Raw genomic sequence first — 21,206 nt, forward strand, 5'->3', positions numbered from 1 at the left:
GTGCCTCAGCATCAGTGGTGGCGTGACGCCGTCATCTACCAGGTCTACGTGCGGTCGTTCGCCGACGCGAACGGCGACGGCGTCGGCGACCTTGCCGGCGTCCGGCAACACCTGCCCTACCTGGCAGAACTCGGCGTCGACGCCCTGTGGTTCAACCCCTGGTACGCATCCCCGCAGGCCGACGCCGGCTACGACGTGTCCGACTACCGAGCCATCGACCCGCTCTTCGGCGACCTCTCCTCCGCGTCCGCGCTGATCGCCGAGGCTCACGAGCTCGGCCTGAAAGTGATCATCGATGTGGTGCCCAACCACGTCTCCGATCAACATCCGTGGTTCGTCGAGGCCGTCGCGGCCGGACCCGGCTCGCCGCTGCGGGACCGATTCTGGTTCCGGCCCGGCCGCGGGGACCTGCCGCCCAACGACTGGCAGTCCGTCTTCGGTGGACCGGCCTGGACTCAGATCGCGGACGGCGAGTGGTACCTGCACCTGTTCGCCCCCGAACAGCCGGACCTCAACTGGACCAGCCCCGACGTCGCCGCCGAACATTCCGACGTGCTGCGGTTCTGGTTCGACCGGGGCGCCGACGGAGTCCGCATCGACTCCGCCACCATGCCGGCCAAGGACCCGTCACTGGCCGATTTTGATCCGGCCGACCCGCCGCTGCCGCACCCCTACATCGACCGGGACGCCGTCCACGACATCTACCGGTCATGGCGTGCCGTCGCCGACACCTACGAGCCGCCGCGCGCCCTCATCGGCGAGATCTGGCTCGACAAACCGGACCGGCTGGCGCTCTACCTGCGGCCCGACGAGATGCACACGGCGTTCAACTTCGACTACCTGAACTGTGCCTGGGACCCCAAAGCCCTCCGGCACGTCATCGACGCCACCCTCGACGCCCACGCCCCGGTCGACGCGCCCGCTACCTGGGTACTGTCCAACCACGACGTCACCCGGCACGTCACCCGATACGGGCGAGCCGACAGCTCGTACGGTCACGCCCTGCGCCAGCACGGCACCAGCGTCGACCTTCCACTCGGCGCCCGCCGGGCGCGCGCCGCGCTGCTGCTCAACCTGGCATTGCCCGGTTCGGTCTACCTCTACCAGGGCGAGGAACTGGGACTCGAGGAAGTCGAGGACATCCCCAACGGCCTCCGACAGGATCCGATCTTCCACCGTACGGGCGGACTGGACATCGGCCGCGACGGATGCCGGGTGCCGCTGCCCTGGTCCGGCGACCAAGTCCCGTTCGGGTTCAGCCCCGACGACGCCGCCGCATCGCCATGGCTGCCGCAGCCCGCCGCCTGGGCCGGCCGCACCGCCGAGGCCCAGGCCGGCGACCCGAACTCGATGCTGTCGCTCTACCGCACGGCGATCGCCCTGCGCCGCCGGCACCTCACCACAACCGCCGACCCGCGATCGTCGTCGTTCCCTTCTCCGCCCTCGTCTTCGCCTTTGTTCGAGTGGCTGCCGACTGATCCCTCGCTGCTGGCGTTCACCCGAGCCGGCGGCTTCACGTTCCTGGCCAACCTTTCCGACCAGCCAGTCCGCCTGCCCCCACACGACGAGATCCTGCTGGCCAGCGGCCCCCTCCTCGCCGGCCTCGTCCCCCCGGACACCGCGATCTGGCTCCGCACGGCCTGACCTGGCCACCAGGAACCGCTGTCGAGTCCTCGGCCGGGGCGAAACTCACGTCTCGCCCCGGCCGTGGCCCTCCGGGTTCACCGGTTCACCTCAGTGCAGTTGGTACGCCTTGGGGATGGTCTGCTCGACGGTGTTCCCCGCACTGTCGGTCGCGCTGATCCGCAGCCCGACCCCTTCGGGGGCCTTGTCACGCCTCGGATTGTCGATGTCCACGGCGAAGGTGTTCTGCTTACCGGCCTTGGTCCGCACCGGCCGCCAGGTCTTGCCTCCGTCGAAACTGGCCTCCGCCCGCAGCTTGTTCACGGTCGGCGGGGTGCTGATCCGGTCCTGGTAGTAGCCGGTGACCGTGATGTGGTGAACACCGCCCGCCTTGGCGGTGTTGTCCAGACCCAGGTCCAGGTCGTACCTGAGGAAGATCAGCGGCTCGGGCCGGCACGCGCCGCTCTTCTGCTGGGTCAGGTCGCCGATGCAGGGCGACGACTGCGGAACGTCGGACTTGGCCGGCTGGTCGGAGGTGTACTCCCACACGGTCTTGGTCCCGGCCGTCTGCGCCTGGAACGAGTAGCGGGCTGATGCCGCCGGCAGGTCGTAGGCGACGACGTCACCGCCGAACGGGTTGCATGCCGTCAACGCGATCAGGGCGGCAGCCGCCACGGCCGCGAAGCCCGCCGTCCGGCACCACCGTGATGGCGCGCTGTTCATCGCAACACTCTCCTTGCTCAGGTCGGTCCTCATCGCTGTCCCTCCGAGACCAGGTCCGCCGGGTTGCCGGACTCACCCGGGATGGGGATGGAGGCAGTGATCGGAATCAGCTTTTTCGTGATCTCGTCGCCGGCCTCGTTGAAGAGGCTTACGTCGCAGGTGGGCGGCCAGCAGCTCTGCATCCCCCAAAGGAGATAGGGGATGCCGTACCTGTCGTTGACGATGCCGGTCACGGCCTGGCGGCCACCGGCGCTGCTGGTCGTGTACAGGTTCGGCCAGAACTGCGTGGTGTCCCGGCAGCCCGCGCACGGCAGCCCGAAGCTGATCGTGTTGCCCGACTTGGTGCGGACCTGTGGCACCGCTCCGGGAACGGTCGGACCGACGTTCCAGTCGGTCGTGTTCTGTCCATCGAGCGCCAGGTCCTGGGCTTCGGAGAAGCCCGATCCCACCCCGTCCACCACGGATGGCGCGACCCAATCCCTGACGGCCAGCGCGAAGCTGTCGATCACGTTGTCGTTGTGTGGCCCGACCAGGGTGGTGAACTGCCGCTGGCCGGCCGGCCTGGGCAGGTTTATGCCCGCTGCCACCGAGCCGGATGTGGTCGCCCGGTTCCAGGTGAAGGAGCTGACCGTGCCGGGCCGGTCGGCGTGGATGCGGTGATCGACGCGGTCGAGGTCTGCGGGCTGAACCCGATGCGGCAGCCTACTGGGAACCCGGCCGGTGGTGTCGAACTCCAGGGCGTAGGCCTTCGACACCTCGCTGTTGCCGCCGATGACGACCCGGACGCGGGGGTCGTCCCCGCTACTGATCTGTTGGATCAGTGTGGCGGCCGCGGTCGGCGACACGGTCATGATGGGCAACGCCGAGTACGGCTCGATGGGCGGGCAGCTGTCCGGACCGTTGGCGCACTGGTAATTCTGGCCCAACCCGTACGTCGGCAGGGTGATGCGATTGGTCTCGCCGGCCACGAGCACCCCGGCCGCGCCTGCGGCCGCAGCCGCCACCACTCGCTTGCGCAGTGCGGTGAAATTGCAGGTCGTCGTGCAGATTTCGGTGGGCCTCAGCAGCACCAGCGCGCCCTTGGCGTCGACCTTGGCGAGTTCTTCGGCCGAACCGGTGCCCGCGTGGACGACGCGCTTGCCGCCGACGGCAGGCAGTCGGGGAATCTTCAGCCGCACGAGGCGGGTCACGGGTGCGGGCTTGCCGGGCTCCCTCCATTGCTGGGCGCCGGCGAGGATGGAGTCGTCCGGGGTCGGGTAGCGGGCGTCCAGGTCGAAGGAGTGGCCGTTGCCCGTGACCTTCATCGTCACCGACGGCGGTACCAGGACATGCTGACTGTTGAAGGAGAGCGTGCCGAGGCTCACCTGGCTGGTCGGCAGTACCCACCAGTTCGGCTCACCGGGACCGTAGGCGATGACCGACTGCGAGGTGAGCCCCCAGCTGCCGTCGTCGGAGATGCGCTGGATCCTGAAGGCCGCGCTGTAGGTCTCGGTCGGCTTCGGGATATTCACTTTGACCGGCTTGATCTTGCGCAGATCCAGCTCCACGGTGGTCGCCCCGGTCACCTTCACCTGCGGTGCCATCGGAGCGGCCTTCTGCAGCTCACCGGCCGCGTCCCGCCACGTCACGGTCATCGACGCCGCGACCGTGCCGGCGAAGACCCGTGCCGTGGTCGTCTCGCCGCCCGGTACCACCACCGGGTCTTCGTACAGGGGCTGCAGCTTGTCATCGTTCATCGGGACGATCACCGCGTCGCTGTAGGCGATGTGGGTGGCGCCGGCCGGGGGAATGACCTTGATGGTCAGATCGTGGCGGGGCGACTCCAGGAACGCCGAGATCTTGTTTGATCCCAGCAACGTCCCCGCGCTGTCCTTGGCGGTCAGCACGCCTGCGGATCTGCCGTACGGCCCGGTACCGTCCAGGACCCTGCCGTCCACGGTCACCGTCACGTCGGCCGAGCCCTTGGCGGGCACGGTCACCTGGTCGGCGCTGAGCGTCAGCAGCCCCGCCGGTGCGGGCTTGCCCGACGAGGAGAGCGACGCGGACAGCGTGAGGGCGATCGGCTCGTCGGTGAAGTTGCTGTAGGTGACCTTCCTGGACACCGGCGCGTGCGGGTACTCGGCGCGGCCGAAGTTCAGGCTCCCGTCCGGGAGAATCCTCGGGTCGATCGCACGGGCCACGTCCACCCGGCCGGCGCCCTGCTCGTACAGGTCGTGCCCGAGGTCCTTGGAGGTGGCCATCAGCAGCGCCTTGATCTGGCGCCCGGTGAGGTCCGGGTGCTGCTGGGCGATGATCGCCGCGGCGCCGGCCGTGTGGGGCGCGGCCATGGAGGTGCCGCTGGCGGACGTGTAGAAGTCGTCCAGGGGCTTGCCCATCGCGGTGCCCTTGGCGCGGGCCGCGGCGATGCTGACACCCGGAGCCGCGATGTCCGGCTTGGCGGCGCCGTCCCCGAATCGAGGACCGCGGCTGGAGAAGGACGCCATCTGGTCGCTCTTGTCCACGGCCGCGACGGTCAGTGCCTCGTCGGCGGCACCCGGCGCCCCGATCGTCGTGGCGCTCGGGCCGCTGTTGCCCGCGGATATGACGAACAGGGTGCCGTAGGTACGGCTGAGCCGGTTGACCGCCTGACTCAGCGGGTCCGTACCGTCGCTGGGCGAGCCGCCGAGGCTCATGTTCACCACGCGGACACCGGACTTGGCGGCCCACTCCATACCGGCGATGATCGCGTCGCCGGCGCATCGTCCGCTGGCGCCGCAGACCCTGCCGATGGCGAGCTTCGCACCAGGCGCCACACCGCGGCGCAGCCCGTCGGAGGCCGCGCCGGTGCCGGCGATCGTGGACGCCACATGGGTACCGTGGCCGTACTCGTCCTGCGTTCCCACCGGGCTGTTGGTGAAGTCGACCGCCTCGGCGATCTGCCCAGCGAGATCGGGGTGAGTGGCATCGATGCCGGTGTCCAGCACCGCAACCTTGACGTTCGAACCGTCGTAGCCGCGGCTCCAGGCGGCGGGCGCGCCGATCTGCGGTACGGACTTGTCGAGCTCGAGTTTCGTCAGCTCGTTCAGCCACACCTTGTGCACCCCGGCCAGCGGGCCGGCCGCCTGGGCGGCCGAGACGGACTTGCCGGTGTTCTTCTCGCGCACCTCCCGCCACCACTGGCCATCGCCCTTGACGGTCATCGAGCGGCCGTTGATGCTCGTCAGGACGCCCTTGGCGGTCGTGCCGGCGGCGGTCGCCGCCGTCCGGGGGTCGGTCTTGCCGGTGAACGTCTCGATCACCGGTACCTCACCGGTCCTGCCCTCGGCCGCCCAGTCCGCCAGCTTGGCAAGGTTGAACAGCTCCCAATCCAGCAGGTCGGCACGGAGCAGCGACATCGTGTCGTCCGGCACGACGTAGACCTGGCCGTTCCTGGTGATGGTCTGGAAGAGCACCGACTCGTTACCGGGCCGCGTCGCCGGCTCGATCTCGCGGACGACCGGCTGCCCGTCTGTGCCGACACCGATGTGTACTTTGTCGCCGGTCACCAGAGTCAGCGACAGGTTTGCCTGAGTCGCGGCGGCAACCCGCAGAAGGTTGTCGCGGACCGTCGTCGGCAGGCTCGCGTTGAGGTCAGGGGCAGCCGGGGCGGGAGTTGGGCCGGCCGCATTCGCCGAGGTGGTCGACATGACCGTCGCGAGGACGGTGATGCCAGCGACCGCGGCGGCCAGGCGTCGCCCGAAGTGTTTCACTGCTGGGCCTCCTGAAACACCGTTCGGTCGGGTTCGCCCTGACGATGGCGTGGGGAATGCATGTGCGCCTCCTGGTCGTCGCGACAAGGAAATCCGTGCCGCATTAGCTAGACACTCTCGGAGTCTGCACCGATCGAATCAAGTGAATGTGATGGCGTATTTACTGCATGGCACAAACCCGCCACGGCAATCCTCAGGGCAGCGAATGGGGCATGCCATATCGCCTTGTCGTAGCTGGTCAGAGCGACAGAGTCACACGTAGAGGCGCGCCGTGAATCCTCGCCACGGTCCCATCCACGAGCGTTATTGGGCAGAAAAGAGCGCCATGCCACTCACACGGAATCGTCATTCCTCGCCAATGCCTGCGTGAACCGTTGTCGCGCCACGGGCCATTACAAGAATTGCCGGTCAGCAGGGGGACGAGCCTCCGGCCAACGGATGACAGCATGCGGCTCCCCATGCAACGGCATGAATGTCGTCGACTCATGCTGACGGTCGCCGAGGATGGTGCTCAACCTGCACGGATGGCGGATTCCTGCCCTGACGCACATCCGCCATAGGCAGGACGAGCCCGCAACGGGGTGCGGCGGCCGCGTGTCGAAGACGCCGCCTGTTGCCCGACCCGGGGCGCGGCTGCGGATCGCCCACAACGATGACACCCTCATGATCAACTTATGGAGCCCGCCGGAGGGTGTGCTGCTGATGTCCGAGCCTGTTTGCGCGAGTCGTCGATCAGAGGTCATGTTCGAGTCTGAACGCTTCTGACCTTCTGGGTTCGACTCATGGCTGCGAATGTGTCAGATGCATTACCAATGTTGCATGCGAGCAGAATTCTCCTTTGTGCTGGTTGCGGCGCCGCTCGCGACCGGAATCATCGCGCCGTTCGGCACCGGCCCGGCGCGAGCCGCGACGGCCGGTTTCCGGGGCGTCTGCAACGGCGGCACGAACCAGCAGCGGTCTCGGGGCGCGGCATGAGGAAGCTTCTCGCGGCGATCACGACCGCCATCCTGATTCTCCTGCCGGGCGCACCGGCCAACGCCGTCGGCGTCACGATCGCCAACGGCACCCAGCTAGGTGGCGTCCACGCCCACGGCGGTGGCGTCATCAAGGTCGGCGGCTACTACTACTGGTTCGGCGAGAACCGCAACTCCGACGACACCTTCTACGCGGTCAGCGTCTACCGCTCGACCGACCTGCTGAACTGGGAGTTCCGCAACAACGTCCTGACCCGGTCCTCCGCGACCGAGCTGGCATCAGCGAAGATCGAGCGCCCCAAGGTCATCTACAACGCGTCCACCGGCAAATACATCATGTGGATGCACAAGGAGAACGCCACCGACTACGGCGAGGCGCGGGCTGCGGTGGCCTCTTCGGCGACGATCGACGGCACCTACACCTATCACGGCAGCTTCCGGCCGCTCAACCAGTACATGTCCCGGGACATCACCATCTGGGAGGACGGCGGCACCGCCTACATGATCTCGGCGGCCGACGAGAACCGGGACCTCCAGATCTACCGCCTCACCAGCGATTATCTCCAGATCGCGGCGCTGGTCGGCAACTTCTGGGACAACGCGACCCGTGAGGCGCCGGCCATGTTCAAACGCAACGGCGTCTATTTCCTGCTCACCTCGGGCACGTCCGGCTGGAATCCGAACCAGGCGAAATACGCGACCGCCACGAGCATCAGCGGACCATGGTCCGGCTGGACGAACGTCGGCGACTCGACCACCTTCGGATCGCAGCCCGCCTACGTCCTCCCTGTTCAGGGCACGTCCGGCACCAGCTATCTGTATCTCGGCGACCGCTGGGCCGGCGCCTGGGGCGGCCCTGTCAACGATTCCCGTTACGTCTGGCTGCCGATCGCCTTCCCGTCGAACACGTCGATGTCGCTCTCCTGGTATCCCACGATCACCGTCGACGCGGCCGCCGGAACGGTCACCGGAAACGCGGCCACCTACTACCGGATCACGAACCGCAACAGCGGCAAGGTGATGGACGTGGTGAGCGCGTCGATGGCGAACAGCGCCGAGATCAAGCAGTACACCTGGAACAGCGGCGGAAATCAGCGCTTCGAATTCCGTGACGCCGGGAACGGGTATTTCCAGATCGTCGCCCTGCACAGCGGAAAATGCCTCGACGTGGCGTCGGCGTCCACCGCCGACGGCGCCAACATCGTCCAGTACACCTGCGGAAACGGCACCAACCAGCAGTGGCAGTGGGCCGCGACCGGCAGCTATTACCAGCTCAAGGCCCGGCACAGCGGCAAATGCCTGGACGTCGTCTCGTCCAACACCGCCGACGGCGCCGACATCCAGCAGTACACCTGCAATTCCGGCACCAACCAGCAATGGTCGAGAACAACTACATAAAAGTGCGACGGTACGCGGAGAGCCGCCCCCGGCCATGATCGACGGTGCTGAGCAACGCGGAAGAACTCGTGGCCGCGACCGGTGTGCGCGCCGCCGCGCGTACCGGAGAGGGAAGCGAAAGCGACCGTCCTGGATGGAGCCGTGGCGGGTTGGTGTTAGCGTCCGGATGACCGGGATTCCGACGGAGTTACGGAGCGCCGATGCTGGAGGTCCTGGCCGCCGAGGCCGTCCGCGTGATGACGCCAGGGGTCACCGCCGCCACCGGTTATGGGGCCCGGCGGATCTGGCAGCTGGTGCGTGGGCGGTCGTCACGGCCGCCGAGCGACCGGACCGCGTTGCAGGCGTGGATTCTGCGGCGGGCCCGCGAGGACGAGACGTTCGCGGCGCAGCTCGCCCAGGAGCTGGTCGCGGTCGACACGGTGGACGCGATCGCGGTGCTGGCGCCGGCGATGTTCGCGGACCGGACGGAGATCCGGGAGCGGATCCAGGGGCCAGGTTTGTGGGTGATCGCCGGGGCTCGCGGGTCCGGGAAGACGGCGCTGGCCCGCCAGATCGCCTACGACCTGCGGGATCGGGTGAACGCCTACGCCGAGGTGGATCTCGGCGACTTCCGCGACGGCGAGTCGCTGCGCCTCATCGAGGTGCAGCAGGCGGTGCTGCGGCAGCTCGGCGTGCCCCACGTCGACGACACCGCGCCCGTCGTCGACGACCAGTACCGGCGGGCGCTGCGGCACCGGAAGTTCACGCTGATCCTCGACAACGTGATCGGCGAACGCGAGGCCGCCGGACTGGCGTACCCCTGGGAGCACGCCACCGTCCTGGTCACCACCCGCGTGCTGAGCCAGGACCTTCGGGTCTGGAACACCGGCGACACGATCGTGCTCGCCGGCGTCGACGAGGACGGGGCACGGGAGATCCTGGCCGCCCGGTGCGACGAGGCGATGCTGGCTGCCGAGCCGGGGGCGACCAGGGAGCTGATCCGCTTGTGTGACGGGCTGCCGACCGTGCTGGCGCAGGCCGGGGCCCGGCTGGCCCGGCGGCGTGGACGGCCGGACGCGGTCGCGGAGATGGTCGAGCAGTTCGCGGGCGCCACCGGGCCGCTGGTGGACGACCTGATCCGGCGCAGTGTCGCGGAGCTACCGGTGGACGGGCTGGAGTCGATCGTCGACCACCCCGGCACGGACCTCACCGACGCGGGCGTGTCCGCGCTGCTCGGGCAGCCGGGTGAGGAACTCGTCGACGCGCTGATCGACGCGGCTCTCATGTTCCGCGGGCCGGGTGGCCGGCTGAGCCTGCTGTGGTCGGTCCGGCGTGCGGTGCGCGCGGACGACGCGGGCTTCCTGCGGTTCCTGGGCTGGTTCCGGGACATGGCCGGCGCCGCGGATCTGGCCATGGACCCGGCGGGAGTGACCGATCGGGTCCGGCACGGGCGGCTGCGGCGTTACCCGGCTCCGCCGGAGCTCGGCTGGCCGGAGCGACGACTGCGGCCGGTCGACTGGCTGCAGAACGAGGCGCACGTGGTGCTCGACCTGCTGCGGGAGGCCCACCATCGTGGGCATCACGTCGAGGTGGTGCAGATCTGCGGGGCCCTGGAAGCGCTGCTCACCGTCCATGGGCATCACCTGGTCTGCCTGGCCGCCAACGAGTGGGGGATCGCCGGCGCGGAGGTGCTCGGCTGGCGGCCCGCCGTCGCCCGGCTGCACGCGATGCAGGGGCGGATCCAGATGCTGCTCGGGCACCTCGACCGCGCCGACGTCTCGCTCAGCACCGCGGAGACCCTGGTGGCGGCGCTCGGGGACCGGCAGCTGGAGTCGTCGGTGCTGGAGTTCCGCGCACGGTGGGCGCAGGAGTCGGCGCGGGGCGGGGCCGCGGGGCGGCTCACCCTTGCCGAGACCAGCTTGCGTACGGCCATCGCGATCGACCAGGAGCTCAGTGACGGGCGGGCGCGGGGGCTGCACCTGCGAATGCTCGCCAACGTGCTCGTCGACGCGGGCCGGGGCGGGGAGGCGCTGGCTCTGCTCGCCGACGTCACCGCTCCGGCCGGGGACGGGCGCAACCTGGCGCGGCTGCATCTGGTGCGGGCCCGCGCTCACCTGGCGCTGCGGGACGCGGCGGCGGCTGCCGAGGATCTGCGCCGCGCCCGGGAGCTGACCACCGACAGCGGCGCCACCCAGTACGAACTGGAGCTGGCCGACCTGCGCGCCCAGGTGGCACTCGCGTACGGGGACGTGGAGCAGGCCCGGCGCTGGTGGGGCTGGGTCGCCTACCGGCATTTCCTGGCCGGGCATCCACGGCAGCGGGAGTTCGCGGCCCGGCTCAATCAGCTTCCGCCCGGACCGTGATCACGCGGCCGCCCAGGCGCATCGCGCCGTTCAACGGTTCACCGCGCCGCAGCCGGATGTAGGCCCAGGACGCCAGCAGCCACGGGTCGATCGTGGGGTCGTCGCCGTTCAGGGCCGTGGTGTGCCCGTCGCGGGTCCGGATGACGCAGGTGTTCCCGTCGACAGTGGCGGACAGGTGGGCTCTCGGCCAGTCGTCGAGGCTTGCGCCGCCGATGATGGTCGCGCCTTCGGCCTGTGTGAGGGTGCAGTGTTCGACCCGGGCGACGGTGTGCCGGTAGGACAGCTCGTCGTGCGGCGCGCCGAAGCCGATATCCGGGTATCTCTCGATGTTTGCGGTTTCTCCCGCAACCCATGCGCCTATGGTCGGTCCGTCGTCGCCGGGGACGGGCAGTGGCGGGAACTCCGCCGGGGACGACGGCTCCGCCAGGTCCATCAGGCTGTAGAGCAGGGACCGCAGTGGGGCCGCGGCCTCCATCGGTGGCTCCAGTTCCGGTGGTCCGGCCGTGTCGATCTGGCTTCGAAGGCCTACGCCGATCCGGGGACAGCGCTGAGCCAGGTGGTCGGCGATCGAACCCGGGACGGTCGTGGCACTCCCCCGCGGGCCCAGCAGCACCGGCACCCCGGCCAGCGCCGCGTATCCGGCCGCCGAGCCGTGGTCGGCGATCACACAGTCGGCCGCCAGCAGGGCCGCCTGCCAGTCGCTGTCCGGGGCCGGCACCCGGACGTCCGCCCTCGCGAGCCAGGCCCGCACCTGCCACGGTCCGTGAGCGGCCCAGATGCCCGGGTGGAGGACGGCCACGATGCGGTACTCGTCCATGGGCAGTTCTGCGACCAGCTTCTCCGGCAGGCCGGGCGCGGCACCGAGCAGTGATTCCGGTCCCCACGTGGAGGCGAGCACGACGAGCCGCCGTCCCTCGGCGCCGAACGCCGCGCGGTAGGTGTCGCGCCGATGCCGGCTGGCCCGCATCCGGGACCAGCACGGGTCTCCGACGACGACCGCCCGGTCCCGGCCCTCGGACATCCACTTTCGCTGCCCGGGATGGGACAGGGCGATCACCCGGTCGTGCTCTTTCAGCCTTTCCGGGTCCAGACCGGCCACGGTCCGGCCGCCCGGATAGAACTTCTGGAATCCCAGTCCGTGCGGCAGCACCAGGGCCGGGCCGTCGATCTCCGCCAGGCCGTCGTTCTCGCTGGCCGACAGCACGAGATCGAAACGGCCTGTGCGGGCCTGCTCCCACGGGATCATCCGTGGCGCGATTCCGGCGAGGGCGGGCCGGACGCCGTCGCCGAAGACTGCGGCGCGCTCGCCGTCCACCGTGAACAGGATCTGCACCCGCCGGTCCGCGGCGATCAGCGAGACCACGTCCAGAAGCCGCGTCAGCGCGGTGACCGTCCGGACCACCACGAGCACCACCCGCTCGCAGCGGAAAGTCACCCAATCAGGCCCGGCTCCCGGCTCCCGGCTCCCGGCTCCCGGCTCCCTACCAACGGTCGATCGGTCGACGGGGTTATGCACGACGTCAACCTAATCGAAGGATTTTCGGACACTGCGGCGCAGGACCCGATCGATACCGGGCGCCCGTACGTATATTCCAGAGCTGGCGGGAGCGAGAGGTCGAGTGAGTTCATCGAGGGGCGAGCAGGCGCTGCCGGGCGGGTTCATCGCCGGGGCGGTACGGGTGGGCGACACCGTGCACAAGGCGCCGCCGAAGGATCCCGGGTTCGTGCACGGGCTGCTGCGGCACCTTGCCGACTGGGATGGGGCGCCGCGATTCCTCGGCGTCGACGAGCACGGGCGGGCAATGCTCGAACACCTCGACGGACAGGTGCCCTGGGAGCGGGGACGGCCCCCGGAGTACGTCCGCTCGGAACGCAATCTGCGGTCCGTGGGGCGGATGATCCGGGAGTTTCACGATCTGACCGCCGGGACCACGCTGGCCGGGGAACACGAGGTGGTCTGCCACCACGATCTGTCGCCGAAGAACACCGTCTACCGCGGTCGGGAGCCGGTGGCGTTCATCGACTGGGACGACGCGGCGCCCGGCCGGCGGGTGCAGGACGTGGCGCACGCGTGCTGGCAGTACGTCGGGCTCGGGCCGGACGTGCCCGACCCGGAGGACGCGGGACGGCTGGTGTGGGTGGTGGCGGACGGCTACCGGCTGGGTGACGCGGACCGGTCGGTGCTGATCGACACCGTCCTGTGGTGGCAGGAGAGCTGCTGGCGGGGCATCCTCGCCGGGGCGGAGGCCGGGCAGGCGGCGATGATCCGGCTGTGTGAGCTGGGCGCCGCCGACGAGGTGCGGGCCGCCTTCGAGTGGACGCGACAGCACTCTGCGCGAATCCGGGTCGCGGCCGGGCCGCCGGGATGACGATGGGTGTATGGAAGAGATCCATCCTCAACAGGAGTCGTTGAAGATTCACGGTGACAAGCTGGCCGGGGCGTTCCGTCGGGAGAAGCCGGCCGACGACGATGCCGGGCAGGACGCGACCCGGATGCCACGGCACCCGGCGAGCCGGGCCCGCGGCACGCTGGACACCGCCGCCGGACGGAGCTGAACAGGAGCGGGACACTCAGGCGGACGGGCCGGCCACCCAGCGCACCGGCCGGGGCGGGACGACCAGATCATCGATCAGGCCGACGACACGGCCGCGGTCGTCGATGCCACTGACCTCCAGGCCCATCTCGGTGCTGTAGTCCTCCGAGAACAGGACACGGCCGTCACGCCACCGGAAGACGCGATTCCGGGCGGGGTCCGGGAAGGTCGCCCATCCGGCGACGTCGCCGCGCTCGTTGATCTCACGGGCGTAGGTGTACAGGCCGGGCACGGCCAGGTCGACGACGTTCCCGTCACGCCACAGGACCGCCTTGAACCCGATGTTGCCGACCACCTCACCGGCGTTGTTCACATCCCACGCCAACCCGGATTCGGTCGGGTGGCCGGCCATCAGGTCCCGCATCCGGCCGGCCTGCCAGAGAAAGGCGTGCCGGACCTCGGAGCCCGCCACGGTGCTGTACCCGACGACCTCACCGCGGTCGTTGATCGCCCGCGGGTCGAGCACGGTGCCACCCAGCGGTTTCAGGATCGTCATCCGGCCGGCGTGCCAGACGAACCCGTGCCGGACCGACCAGCTCGCGTCGGTCAGGTAGCCCAGCACCTGACCGCGGTTGTTGATGCCGAGCGGATAGCCGCGCATGCCGGCCGGAGGGCTGAAGGTGGTGAATCCCCCGTCCTGCCAGAGGAACATCTGTGCCACTCCGGACGAGTCGGGATCGATGGTGCCGGTGGCCTGCCGCTGGTCGTTGATGTCCACCGACCGCATCTGCCGGGACGGGTCGGCCAGCGTCCGCACCCGGCCGTCGCTCCACAGCCAGTTGTCGCCCACCACGTCGCCGCGGTTGTTGACGGCAGCGGGGCTTCCACGGTCGACGTCGATACGCACCGGGGCGCCGTTCCGCGGCCACAGCACCGGCTGCGGATTGACGTTCTCGTCGTTGAGGGCACCGACCACGTCACCGCGGTCGTTGGCGTCATGGACGTAACCGCCGCGCCCCCAGTCGCCCAGGTAGGCCGAGTTCAGGCCGGGGCGCGGCGGTGCGGCCGTGGCCGTGGCCGCCGGCGAGAACAGGAACACGACCGCGGCCGCCGCGGCCCATCGAGGGAACACATGCATGGTGAGCGCCTCCAGGTCAGTGGATCGGCGCCGCACGCTGAAAGGGATCCGTGGCGCCTGCCAGCATCGTCGTCCGTGAATGTGCCTGCGGCACATCCCGGAAAGATGCCGAAGCAGAACCGTCAGGCGTGTTCGCGGTGGTTCACGAAGCTCATCGAGCGGCCTTCTCGATGAGGTCGGCCAGCACGCGCGGCTGGGAGATGTGGGCGACGTGCGAGGCGGAGACCTCGACGGTACGGGCCTTGGCGCGCGCCGCCATGAACCGCTGGGCGGCCGCCGGGATCAGGTTGTCGTTGCGGGCGACCAGGTAGTACGACGGGATCGTCTTCCAGCCGGGTTCACCGGACGCGGTCTGGAGGGTACTGCCGTCGCCGGGGCGCTGGGTGGCCCACAGCAGGTCGGCCTCCTCGCGGGACAGGTCGCCGGCGAAGACCTCGCGGAACACGTCGCGCTTGACGTAGCCGTCGATGTGGTCGCCGGGGTAGGGCCGGAAGTCGAGCGCGTCCAGGGTGAGCTTGGTGCCCTCGTGGAGGGTCTGCAGGTGCAGGACCGTGTCGCCGGCGTCGGGCGCGAACGCGGCCACGTAGACCAGGGCTTTCACGTTCGGGTTGCCGGTGGCGGCGTTGGTGATGACGACACCGCCGTAGGAGTGGCCGACCAGCACGATCGGCCCGGCGATGGTGGCCAGGACGCTGGCCAGGTAGGCGGAGTCGGAGTCGACGCCGCGCAGCGGGTTGGCCGGGGCGAGCACCGGGTAGCCGGCGCGGATCAGGCGCTTGAGCACGCCGGACCAGCCGGCCGCGTCGGCGAACGCGCCGTGCACCAGGACGATGGTCGGCTTGATCCTGGCGGTGCCGCCGGCCGTCGCGGGGGCGGCGGCGGAGACGGCGGCCACGGTGGCGGCCGCGGCGGTGCCGGCCAGAACGGTCCGTCGGGAAACGGGAGACATCGAGGAAGACCTTTCATCCGTACGTCGGTACGTCGATGCAACCAACCTCGGCGGCCACCGACCAGGCAGGACGACCGGCAGAAATCCTGCGGCGGGTGGCCTCCCGGGCGGCGGCGGTCTCCTCGGCGTGCAGGCGTTCGGCGGCGTACAGGCGGATCAGGTCGGGCATCCGGTAGCGGTCGTGGCCGACGGTCTCCAGCAGGCCGATCTCGACGAGTTCGTCGAGCCGGTCGGTGGCGTCGTCGGGTCCGGCGCCGGTGAGGGCGCCGACGGCCGGGGCGGCGAACCCGGGGCCGGGCAGGTGGGCGATCCGCCGGAACAGGGCGCGGCCCTCGCCGGACAGCTGGGCGTGGGAGTGGCCGATCGTGGCCGCCACGCCGGTGTCGCCGCTGCTGAGCAGGGCCAGCCGCCGGGCCGGGTCGGCGAGCCGGGCGGCCAGGTGGGCGGCCGTCCAGTCGGGGCGGGCGGCCAGCCGGGTGCCGGCGATCCGCAGCGCGAGCGGCAGGTGGCCGCACAGGTCGGCGATCCGGGCGGCGGCCGGCCCGGTGGCGCGGTCGGTGACGGCGGCCAGCAGGGTGGCCGACTCGTCCGGGGTGAGCGGGCCGAGGCCGGTACGCCGGACGTCGTCGAGGCCGCCCAGCATGCGGCGGCTGGTGATCAGGGTCAGCCCGTCGCCGGTGCCGGGCAGCAGCGGGCGTACCTGGGCCTCGTCGGCGGCGTTGTCGAGAATCAGCAGGCAGCGGCGGCCGGCCAGTTCGGCGCGCAGCTGGCTGCACCGTTCGCCGCTGGCGCCGGCGATCCGGCGGGGACCGACGCCGAGGGCGCTCAGCAGTTGCCGGGCCGCCTCCCCGGGGTGGATCGGGACCGGGTCGAGGCCGCGCAGGTCGAGGAAGATCCGGCCACCGGGCAGTCGCAGCCGCCCGGCCAGGTGCACGGCGAGGGCGGTCTTGCCGATGCCGGGCTGGCCGTGCAGCAGCACGACCGGCGCCGGGCCGGCGGCGTGCCGCAGGATCCGTTCGGTCTCGGCCGTCCGGCCCACGAACCCGGTCGTCACCCGGGGTGGCTCTGCGCGGCCGAGGTGGCTGTGCAGGCGCCGTGGCCGCAGGCCGGCGAGACCGCGCGGGTCGGCGCCGAGGGCCGTGGCCAGGGCGGCGACGGTCCGTGGTTGCGGCGCCCGGCTGTGGCCGCGTTCCATGTCGCTGATCGCCCGGACGCTCACCCCGGAAGCCTCGGCGAGCTGTTCCATCGTCAGTCCCGCGTGATGGCGCAATTCCCGCAGCCGGTCCCCGTATGCCGTCATGGGTCCAACCTAGGTTTCCGGCGCCGCCGCTCGCGTACGTAGTACTACGCAAGCGCGCGGGCCAGCTCGGCACGGGACTTGATGCCCAGCTTGGGGTAGATGCGCGACAGGTGGGTGGTGACCGTCCGCGGGGACAGGAACAGCCGCTCGGCGATGTCCCGGTTGCTGAGCCCGTCGGCGGCGAGCCGGGCGATCTGCGTCTCCTGCGGGGTGAGGTGCCGCTCCGCGGCGGACGGGCGGCGCAGGGTCTCGCCGGAGGCGCGCAGTTCGGCGCGGGAGCGGTCGGCCCAGGCGGTGGCGCCGAGCGCGTCGAAGGCGGCGGCCGCGGCCCGCAGCAGCGGCCGGGAGTCGGCGGGGCGTCGGCGGCGGCGCAACCAGGCCCCGTACGCGTGCTGCCGTCGCGCCCGCTCGAACGGCCACCCGGTCAGGTCGTCGGCGAGCGCCTTCTGGTAGGCCACGTCGGTGTCGGCGAGCACCGCCCGCGCGTAGCCGAGCCCGTGCGCCAGCGCCGGCGACGGCCCGTCCGGCAGCCCGTCCACGATGGCCCGCAGCTCCGCCCGCGCCCCGCAGCCGGCGGCCGCCTCGGCCAGGTGGGCGACCAGCAGCGGCCGGGTGTGCGGGTGGTAGGAGACGTCGGCCGGGTCGAACACCCGCCGCAGTTCCCGGAACGCCTCGTCGGCGCGGCCGGCGCCGAGCGCGGTGACGCCGCGGACCTGCCGGACCAGCGCCAGCAGTGGGGTGCGGCCGGCCGGCAGCAGCATCGTCTCGGCCTGGTCGGCCAGCCGCAGCGCCTCCGCCTCGCCGCCGCGCAGCGCCTCGGCCAGACCGTTGGCGAGCAGGGCGGTCGGCACCCACCCGCCGGGGCTGATCTCGGCCGCCAGCCGTCGGCCCTCGGCCCCGGCATTCAGGGTGGTCCACACGTCACCCAGGTTGCCGGCCACCATCGCGTGCGAGATCAGCACCTGGGCGAGCACCGCGAGGCGGCCCTGTTCGCGCAACCCCACCTCGGCCGCGGTGAAGAACGCGACGGCCAGGTCGCAGGCGCTGATCGCGGCCGCCGCCATGCCCAGCTGATGGCCGTCGCCGGCGGGCTGATCGATCTCGGCCGCCGCGGTCAGCCGGCGCAGGCACGTCTCCGCGCGGTCCTGTGGCGCGAGCAGAGCCTGCACGAGCAGCAACGGCACCTCGGACACCGGCTCGGGCGTGTTCTCCACGGCGGCGAGCAGCCGCTCGATGAGGTGCGGATCCGGATAGGACCAGTAGGCGCGCAACGAGATCGCGGCGAGCACGTCGACCGCCGCCTCCGCCTCGCCGTCGCGGCACATCCGCTCCACCGCCTCGGCGAAGGTGGACAGCCGCCCTTCGCCGGTCCAGCCGGTGCCCTGGACGACCTCCCGGAACAGGCCGAGCAGCGCCTGATCGCCGAGACTCAGGTCCTCCTCGCGGATCTCGCCGAACAGGCGGACCGCGGTCGGCAGGTCGCCCTGCTGGACGGCGAGGTCGGCGGTCCGCAGCTGGCGGTGCCCACGGGCCTGCGGGTTCGCGCTGAGGCGGACAGCCTGGTCGAACGCGGCCATGGCGATCCCGGCCGCCTGCCGTTCCGACGCCCGGACGGCGATCTCGGTCAGCTCGCGGGCCAGGTCCTCGTCCGGGCCGGGGGCGCCGGCGGCCCGGTGCCAGGTCCGGCGTTCCGGATCGGTCACCACCCCGGCCAGCGCGGCGTGCCCCCGCCGTCGCCGCAGCACCGGCGCGGCCTGCTGGAGCGCCGACCGCAGCAGCGGATGCCGGAACCGCACCCGGAACCGGCTGTCGACCCGGATCAGCCGGGTGGCGACCGCCGGTTCCACGTCGTCCGGGCCCAGGTCGCCGTCGTGCAGGCGGCGGGCCGCGGCCACCGTCTCGTCCAGGTCGTCGCCGTCGTTCAGCGCCGCGACCAGCAGCAGCGTCCGGGTGGCCGGCGGCAGCTCGTCGACCAGCGCGGTGAACGTCCGCTCCACCCGGGTGCTCAGCGGGATCGCCGACGGCAGCAGCGCCGCGCCGCCGGAACGGGCCGCCGCGCGCCCGAGCTCGACCAGCCCGAGCGGGTTTCCGGCGGCCTCGGCGAGGACCCGGGTGGCCAGCGCCGCGCCCAGCTCCGGGGCGACCCGGTCCAGCAGGTCACGCGAGTCCTGTTCGCCGAGCGGCTCCAGCGGCAGCTCGGTCAGCCCGGCGCCGGCCAGCCGCCGCGCCACGAACGCCAGCGCCGCCCAGCTCGGCTCGTCCAGCCACTGCGCGTCCTCCACCGCCACGAGCGCCGGGGCCTCACCCAGAAGTCCGAGAAGGATCATCGCGGCGCGGACCGGTGGGGTGTCCGGGGCGTTCAGCACGGTGTCCGCGAGATCGGGGGCGCCGCGCAGCAGGCGATGCAGTCCCGCGTACGGGATCCGCACCTCGGCCTGCACCCCGGCGGTGGCCAGCACCCGCATCCCGCGCTCGGCCGCCCGCTGCACGGCATGCTCCAGCAGCGCCGACTTGCCGATGCCGGCCTCGCCGCGGATCACCAGGGCGCCACCACCACCGTCGGCGGCCTTGTGCAGCAGAGCCGCCACAGTGTCCAGTTCCGCCCGCCGCCCGAGGATCATTCGCAAATCCTAAAACCCCTTTTCTCGTACGTGGGGGATGAGGAACCGCCGGACACCGCGAGCTTTCCGCGCCGGCACGGCCGTGCCGCGCCCGCCGGGCGTGAGCGCGCCGTCGCGCTCACGACGTTTACAGTGGAGCTCCGTTTGCCGCCGCTCGACGGGAGGGCCTGTGACCGTACCGATCGATCTTGCCCGGGAGCTGCTTCCCCGACTGGGCCTCCTGGTGAACCATGCCGAGGCCACCCGGCTGAACGACGCCATCGAGCAGCTCCTGCGCGAGCACGACAACGGGGTGGACGTCGACACCCGCCTGGTGGAGCTGTTCTCGTCCGTGCCCGAGATCCAGCGATACGTCGCCAACACCCTCACCGACCCGCACATCCCGCAGAAGACGCCCTACGAACCGCTCGCCGGTGACCGAGCCGGATCGTCCCTCCAGCGGTACGAGTGCCCGTACGGCCCGCATACGACCTGGTTCCGCACCTCGCTGTCCCAGGAGATACCGCTCTGCGCCGAGCACCAGATCCCGCTGCGGCTGGTCCCCGGCCGATGATCGACGCGATCGGCGAGGCCGTGGCCGGGCACGTGGTCGAACGGGCGCTGACCAGAATCGGTCCAGCCCTGATCTTCTGGACCGGCGGCGCCCTGGCCTGGCTGTCCGCCAACGGCGGCTGGGAGAAGCTGGTCGCCCTCGGCACCGACGCCGCCGGGCTGCCCGTCCTGGCCGTGCTGGCCGTGGTGGCGCTGGTCCTGGCCGGCGCGTACGCCTCCACCACGCTGGTCACCCTGCTGACCCGCCCGGTCCTGCGCCTGCTGGAGGGCTACTGGCCCCGGCCGCTGCGGCGGTCCCTGGTCAAGCGCAACACCGAGCGGCAGAAGGCCCTCTCCAAGCGGCTGAGCGACCTGGAGGCCAAGCGGAAGGCCCCGCCGGCCGCCGGCACCGACCTCGATCAGGTCCACGCCGACTACGCCCGCTCCGAGGCGCGGTGGCGGCGGCTGCCCAGTCCCCGGTGGATGATGCCGACCCGGCTCGGCAACATGCTGCGGGCCGCCGAGACCCGGCCGTTCGAGAAGTACGGCCTGGACACCCCCTCCGTCTGGCCGCACCTGTGGGACTCCCTGCCGGATCCGGCCCGCGCGGACATCGGCGCCGCCCGTTCCGGCCTGGACCGGGCCGTCGCCGCCGCCATCTGGTCGCTGGCGTTCGTGTCGTTCACCGGCTGGAGCATCTGGGCGCTGCCGATCGGCCTGGCCCTCACCGCGTGGGCGGTCCTGCTGTGGGCCCCGTACCGTGCCGCCCGCTACGCCGACCTGCTGGAGGCGGCCTTCGACGTGCACCGCACCGTCCTCTACCGGAAGTTGCGCTGGCCGCTGCCCACGAATCCCGACGAGGAGCGCGAGACCGGTAGGGCCGTGACCACCTACCTGGTCCGCGGCCTGGCCGGCCCGGACCCCACCTTCACTACGGACGCCCCATGACCGAAATCGACAAGATCGCCTGGATCCACCTGGTCGACGGCCGGGTGCTGAGCACGCGCTCCCGCGGCAGGGACGTCTACTACCTGCCCGGCGGCAAGCGCGACCCCGGCGAAACCGACATGGACACCCTGATCCGCGAGATCCGGGAGGAACTGAGCGTCACGATCGACCCGGCCACCGCCCGCCACCTGGGCACCTTCCGGGCCCAGGCGCACGGGCACGCGGCCGGCGTCACGGTCCGGATGACCTGCTACAGCGCCCGCCACGAGGGCGCCCTGCACCCCGACAACGAGATCGAGGAGATCGTCTGGCTGACCCACGCCGACCGCCCCCGCGTCTCCCCGGTCGACCGGCTGATCCTCGACCACCTCCACACCGAGGGCCTGCTCACCTAGAG

17 protein-coding genes are annotated in these 21,206 nt (G+C 71.1%); 10 read left to right on the plus strand and 7 right to left on the minus strand.

Translation table 11 applies throughout. The features are described 5' to 3' along the window. Window positions 1-1,644, plus strand: coding sequence for a glycoside hydrolase family 13 protein (locus BJ964_RS36585; RefSeq protein ID WP_188124920.1), 1,644 nt, complete (start codon window positions 1-3; stop codon window positions 1,642-1,644). A 90-nt stretch (window positions 1,645-1,734) separates the two neighbouring features. Here BJ964_RS36585 and BJ964_RS36590 read toward each other — a convergent pair whose 3' ends face one another. Together BJ964_RS36590 and BJ964_RS36595 are read right to left on the minus strand one after the other, a co-directional pair. Then, window positions 1,735-2,379, minus strand: a complete 645-nt coding sequence (locus BJ964_RS36590; RefSeq protein WP_188124921.1) for a hypothetical protein — start codon at window positions 2,377-2,379, stop codon at window positions 1,735-1,737. Further along, on the minus strand, window positions 2,376-6,074 hold the full coding sequence (locus tag BJ964_RS36595) for a S8 family serine peptidase (protein WP_188124922.1): 3,699 nt from the start codon (window positions 6,072-6,074) through the stop codon (window positions 2,376-2,378). Before BJ964_RS36595 ends, BJ964_RS36590 begins: the two co-directional genes overlap by 4 nt. A 504-nt stretch (window positions 6,075-6,578) precedes the next feature. On the opposite strand from BJ964_RS36595, the gene BJ964_RS36600 reads away from it, so the two are divergent. The 4 genes from BJ964_RS36600 to BJ964_RS36615 all read left to right on the plus strand — a co-directional run bounded on the left by BJ964_RS36600 (window position 6,579) and on the right by BJ964_RS36615 (window position 10,788). Then, window positions 6,579-6,839 (plus strand): hypothetical protein, encoded by a 261-nt coding sequence (locus tag BJ964_RS36600; RefSeq protein WP_188124923.1) that lies wholly within the window; start codon window positions 6,579-6,581, stop codon window positions 6,837-6,839. A 54-nt stretch (window positions 6,840-6,893) separates the two neighbouring features. Further along, window positions 6,894-7,049, plus strand: a complete 156-nt coding sequence (locus BJ964_RS36605) for a hypothetical protein (protein WP_188124924.1) — start codon at window positions 6,894-6,896, stop codon at window positions 7,047-7,049. Next, window positions 7,046-8,446 carry an RICIN domain-containing protein gene (locus BJ964_RS36610; RefSeq protein ID WP_188124925.1) on the plus strand — a complete coding sequence of 467 codons (1,401 nt, stop codon included), beginning with the start codon at window positions 7,046-7,048 and terminating at the stop codon, window positions 8,444-8,446. Before BJ964_RS36605 ends, BJ964_RS36610 begins: the two co-directional genes overlap by 4 nt. Before the next feature lie 200 nt (window positions 8,447-8,646). Beyond that, on the plus strand, window positions 8,647-10,788 hold the full coding sequence (locus tag BJ964_RS36615) for an NB-ARC domain-containing protein (RefSeq protein ID WP_188124926.1): 2,142 nt from the start codon (window positions 8,647-8,649) through the stop codon (window positions 10,786-10,788). On the opposite strand, the gene BJ964_RS36620 is transcribed toward BJ964_RS36615, so the two are convergent. Continuing rightward, window positions 10,763-12,223, minus strand: a complete 1,461-nt coding sequence (locus tag BJ964_RS36620) for a hypothetical protein (RefSeq protein WP_188124927.1) — start codon at window positions 12,221-12,223, stop codon at window positions 10,763-10,765. The two genes, BJ964_RS36615 and BJ964_RS36620, sit on opposite strands and share 26 nt — an antisense overlap. Before the next feature lie 184 nt (window positions 12,224-12,407). Here BJ964_RS36620 and BJ964_RS36625 point away from each other — a divergent pair, with 184 nt between their 5' ends. Together BJ964_RS36625 and BJ964_RS36630 are read left to right on the plus strand one after the other, a co-directional pair. Next, entirely contained in the window at window positions 12,408-13,157 is a 750-nt protein-coding gene (locus tag BJ964_RS36625; protein WP_188124928.1) for a phosphotransferase, read from the plus strand. 10 nt (window positions 13,158-13,167) lie between these two features. Further along, on the plus strand, window positions 13,168-13,344 hold the full coding sequence (locus tag BJ964_RS36630; RefSeq protein ID WP_188124929.1) for a hypothetical protein: 177 nt from the start codon (window positions 13,168-13,170) through the stop codon (window positions 13,342-13,344). Window positions 13,345-13,359: 15 nt separating this feature from the next. Here the strand turns inward: BJ964_RS36630 and BJ964_RS49330 are convergent, their stop codons facing one another. The 4 genes from BJ964_RS49330 to BJ964_RS36650 form a co-directional block, all read right to left on the minus strand. Next, window positions 13,360-14,496, minus strand: a complete 1,137-nt coding sequence (locus BJ964_RS49330) for a hypothetical protein (protein WP_188124930.1) — start codon at window positions 14,494-14,496, stop codon at window positions 13,360-13,362. Between the two features lie 115 nt (window positions 14,497-14,611). Then, window positions 14,612-15,409 (minus strand): alpha/beta fold hydrolase, encoded by a 798-nt coding sequence (locus BJ964_RS36640; RefSeq protein ID WP_188124931.1) that lies wholly within the window; start codon window positions 15,407-15,409, stop codon window positions 14,612-14,614. Between the two features lie 13 nt (window positions 15,410-15,422). After that, a complete protein-coding gene (locus BJ964_RS36645) occupies window positions 15,423-16,709 on the minus strand; it encodes a helix-turn-helix domain-containing protein (protein WP_188124932.1) in 1,287 nt (428 codons plus the stop codon). A gap of 44 nt (window positions 16,710-16,753) precedes the next feature. Then, complete coding sequence (locus BJ964_RS36650) at window positions 16,754-19,330, minus strand: ATP-binding protein (protein ID WP_188124933.1); 2,577 nt, start codon at window positions 19,328-19,330, stop codon at window positions 16,754-16,756. A 169-nt stretch (window positions 19,331-19,499) separates the two neighbouring features. Here BJ964_RS36650 and BJ964_RS36655 point away from each other — a divergent pair, with 169 nt between their 5' ends. The 3 genes from BJ964_RS36655 to BJ964_RS36665 are packed head-to-tail and all read left to right on the plus strand — an operon-like array spanning window position 19,500 to window position 21,204. Beyond that, window positions 19,500-19,883 (plus strand): hypothetical protein, encoded by a 384-nt coding sequence (locus tag BJ964_RS36655; protein WP_188124934.1) that lies wholly within the window; start codon window positions 19,500-19,502, stop codon window positions 19,881-19,883. Further along, the gene (locus BJ964_RS36660; protein WP_188124935.1) at window positions 19,880-20,809 is read left to right on the plus strand and encodes a hypothetical protein; all 930 of its coding nucleotides are present in this window, start codon (window positions 19,880-19,882) and stop codon (window positions 20,807-20,809) included. The genes BJ964_RS36655 and BJ964_RS36660 overlap by 4 nt, the downstream gene beginning before the upstream one ends. Further along, entirely contained in the window at window positions 20,806-21,204 is a 399-nt protein-coding gene (locus tag BJ964_RS36665; RefSeq protein ID WP_188124936.1) for an NUDIX hydrolase, read from the plus strand. Before BJ964_RS36660 ends, BJ964_RS36665 begins: the two co-directional genes overlap by 4 nt. The last annotated feature ends 2 nt before the right edge of the window (window positions 21,205-21,206 follow it).

Source organism: Actinoplanes lobatus (genome assembly GCF_014205215.1).
GTDB lineage: Bacteria > Actinomycetota > Actinomycetes > Mycobacteriales > Micromonosporaceae > Actinoplanes > Actinoplanes lobatus.

Bases quoted from the DNA above. Each gene is read 5' to 3' on its own strand.
- BJ964_RS36630 (WP_188124929.1), top strand. From the start codon at position 13,168: ATGGAAGAGATCCATCCTCAACAGGAGTCGTTGAAGATTCACGGTGAC.
- BJ964_RS36610 (WP_188124925.1), top strand. From the start codon at position 7,046: ATGAGGAAGCTTCTCGCGGCGATCACGACCGCCATCCTGATTCTCCTG.
- BJ964_RS36590 (WP_188124921.1), bottom strand. From the start codon at position 2,379: ATGAGGACCGACCTGAGCAAGGAGAGTGTTGCGATGAACAGCGCGCCA.
- BJ964_RS36615 (WP_188124926.1), top strand. From the start codon at position 8,647: ATGCTGGAGGTCCTGGCCGCCGAGGCCGTCCGCGTGATGACGCCAGGG.
- BJ964_RS36645 (WP_188124932.1), bottom strand. From the start codon at position 16,709: ATGACGGCATACGGGGACCGGCTGCGGGAATTGCGCCATCACGCGGGA.
- BJ964_RS36605 (WP_188124924.1), top strand. From the start codon at position 6,894: ATGCGAGCAGAATTCTCCTTTGTGCTGGTTGCGGCGCCGCTCGCGACC.
- BJ964_RS36650 (WP_188124933.1), bottom strand. From the start codon at position 19,330: ATGATCCTCGGGCGGCGGGCGGAACTGGACACTGTGGCGGCTCTGCTG.
- BJ964_RS36640 (WP_188124931.1), bottom strand. From the start codon at position 15,409: ATGTCTCCCGTTTCCCGACGGACCGTTCTGGCCGGCACCGCCGCGGCC.
- BJ964_RS36600 (WP_188124923.1), top strand. From the start codon at position 6,579: ATGGTGCTCAACCTGCACGGATGGCGGATTCCTGCCCTGACGCACATC.
- BJ964_RS36665 (WP_188124936.1), top strand. From the start codon at position 20,806: ATGACCGAAATCGACAAGATCGCCTGGATCCACCTGGTCGACGGCCGG.
- BJ964_RS36660 (WP_188124935.1), top strand. From the start codon at position 19,880: ATGATCGACGCGATCGGCGAGGCCGTGGCCGGGCACGTGGTCGAACGG.